This is a genomic window from Kribbella sp. (genome assembly GCF_035655035.1).
Taxonomy (GTDB): Bacteria; Actinomycetota; Actinomycetes; order Propionibacteriales; family Kribbellaceae; genus Kribbella.
Genome location: NZ_DASRVN010000023.1, coordinates 1 through 2,837 on the forward strand (window position 1 = coordinate 1; position 2,837 = coordinate 2,837).

At 71.0% G+C, this 2,837-nt stretch carries 2 protein-coding genes and 1 pseudogene; all 3 read right to left on the reverse strand.

Translation table 11 applies throughout. The features are described from left to right. A pseudogene (locus VFF46_RS01600) lies at positions 1-570 on the reverse strand (S9 family peptidase); the annotation flags it as partial. Between the two features lie 54 nt (positions 571-624). After that, positions 625-2,403: an ABC transporter ATP-binding protein gene (locus VFF46_RS01605; RefSeq protein WP_325035163.1), complete on the reverse strand. Its 1,779-nt coding sequence runs from the start codon at positions 2,401-2,403 to the stop codon at positions 625-627. Next, positions 2,400-2,837: ATP-binding cassette domain-containing protein (locus VFF46_RS01610; protein WP_325035164.1), on the reverse strand; the 438-nt coding region annotated here is incomplete at its 5' end. The genes VFF46_RS01610 and VFF46_RS01605, both read right to left, overlap by 4 nt.

Here is a 2,837-nt window from a genome sequence, read left to right on the forward strand (position 1 = left end):
CGCCGGCGTCAGCTCGGTGATCGACCGGCTGGACGTGTCGACCAGCAACAGCTGCATCGAGTTCGCCGGGCTGCTGGCCTTCGACAGGACGACCCACTTGTCGTCGGGTGACGGATCGACGCCCATCACCCAGCCGCCGGCGTCGTACAGCACGGTCTCGGTGCCGCTGGCCAGGTCGCGGGTGACCAGGTCGAAGTCGACGCCGTTGCGCCGGTTCGTGGTGTAGAAGATCCGGCCGGCGCGGGCCGCGACCAGGTGGTGGATGTACTCCGCGTCGTGCACGAGCGGGGTCAGCGCCGGGAGACCGTCGTCGGCGAGGTCGAGCAGTGAGAGCTGACCGCGTTCGTCGCCGCCGGTGTCGTGCTCGACGACGACCTGGCTGCTGCCGGGCACGAACCGGGCGCCGCGGCAGGTGTCGTCCAGGTCGGTCAGTGCGCGCCAGGTCCCGTCCGGGGCGACCTCGTTGACCTGCCGGGTACCGGTGCCGTCGTACAGCACCAGCATCCGGCCTGCGTCGTCGATGTCGAGTGCCAGGGTGGTGGGCAGAGAGAACAGCGTCGTCAGCAGCACCCGTTCATCCTCACACGATGTAGAGGGCGCCTGAGGCCAGACGCCCTCTACCTGTCAACGCTCGCCGTGCCAGGAGTGCCAGAGCGCGGCGTACGCACCCTGGGCATCCACGAGCTCGTCGTGGGCGCCCAGCTCGACGATCTTGCCGTCCTCGACGACCGCGATCACGTCGGCGTCGTGGGCGGTGTGCAACCGGTGTGCGATCGCGACCACGGTCCGGCCCTCCAGTACGGTCGCCAGCGACCGCTCCAGGTGCCGGGCCGCCCGCGGGTCCATCAACGAGGTCGCCTCGTCCAGGACCAGCGTGTGCGGGTCGGCCAGCACCAGCCGGGCCAGTGCGACCTGCTGTGCCTGCGCAGGCGTCAGCGAGATCCCACCGGACCCCACCTCGGTGTCCAGCCCGTCGTCGAACCCGGCGACCCAGCCGTCGGCGTCCACCGACCGCAAGGCTGCCCACAGGTCCGCGTCGGTCGCGCCCTGACGAGCCAGCCGCAGGTTGTCCCGCACGCTGCCCACGAACACGTGGTGCTCCTGGTTCACCAGGGCGACGTGGCTGCGCACCTGCTCCGCGGACATCCGGTCCAGCGCCGCACCGCCCAGGGTGATGTCACCGACGCGTGGCGAGTAGATGCCGGCCAGCAACCGGCCGAGCGTCGACTTGCCCGCACCGGACGGCCCGACGAGTGCCACCCGGGCACCTGGCTCGACGGTCAGCGTCACGCCGTGCAGCACGTCGCGACCCTCGAGGTACCCGAACCGGACGTCGTCGGCCAGCACGGTCCGCCCGTCCGGCTCGTCCTCGCTGGTCGTGGCAGCCGTCTCCACCTCACGGACACCGACCAGCCGCGCCAGCGACACCTGCGCCACCTGGAGCTCGTCGTACCAGCGAATCATCATGTTGACCGGCTCGACCAGCTGCTGGATGTAGAGCGCGCCGGTGGTCAGCGCACCGACCGTCAGCCAGCCCTGGATCGCGAACCCGCCGCCAATGACCAGCACCGCCGCCAGCGCGACCGTGTGGGTCATGTTGACGACCGGGAACAGGATCATCCGCAGGTACAGCGTGTACCGCTCCCAGGCGACCCACTGGCCGATCCGGGTGTCGCCGAACTGGATGCGACGGTGCCCGAGCCGGTGCGACTCGACGGTGCGGCCCGCGTCGACCGTCTCAGCCAGCGCCGAGGCGACCGCGGCGTACCCGGCCGCCTCCGACCGGTACGCCGAGGGCGCGCGGCGGAAGTACCACCGGCCGCCGACGACCAGGATCGGCGCCGCGATCACCACAGCTACCGCCAGCGCCGGCGCGGTCACGATCAACGCCCCGATCAGCAGCGCCGCCCAGATGATCGCGATCGTCAGCTGCGGTACGGCGTCCCGCATCGCGTGCGACAGCCGGTCGATGTCGGTGGTGATCCGGGACAGGAGGTCACCCGTACCGGCCCGCTCCAGCACGCCTGGCGGCAGGCCGACCGCGCGGACCAGGAAGTCCTCGCGGAGGTCCGCGAGCATCTCCTCACCGAGCACCGCACCGCGCAGCCGGGTCAGCCGGGTGAACACGGTCTGGACCGCGAGCGCGATCACGAACCCGATCACGACGGACGGCAGCTTGACGTCGGTGCGGCCCTCGGACAGCTTCTGCACCACGTTGCCGAGCAGCCACGGACCGACCATGCCGCTCAGCGCCGCCACCGCGTTTACCACGGTCAGCCACAGGAACTGCCGACGGTGCCTGCGGAACAGCGTCTTGATGTACGCGCGGACCGTCGTGCCCTGCGCCACCGGGAGCCGCACTACCTCTTGCGGGGCTGCCGGGTCGTAGTCAGGGCGCTTCACACGGACTCCTCGAACGTCGCTTCTTCTTCACGGGTGACGACCGCGCGGTACTGCACATTGCTCTGCAGCAGCTCGTGGTGCGTACCGACCGCGGCCACCCGGCCGTCCGGCACGAACACCACCCGCTCCGCGCGGTCCAGCATCAGCGGGCTCGACGTGAACACCACCGTGGTCCGGCCGTGGCGCAGCAACTGCAGGCCGTCGGCGATCCGGGCCTCGGTGTGCGCGTCGACCGCACTGGTCGGCTCGTCGAGCACTAGCACCTGCGGGTCGACGTACAGCGACCGCGCCAGCGCCACGCGCTGCCGCTGACCGCCGGACAGGGACCTGCCCCGCTCGGTCAGCACCGCGTTCATCGCGTCGGTCTCACCCGCCGGCAGCGTCTGCCGCAGGACGTCGAGGATGTCCTCGCACTGCGCCGCGTCCAGTGCCGT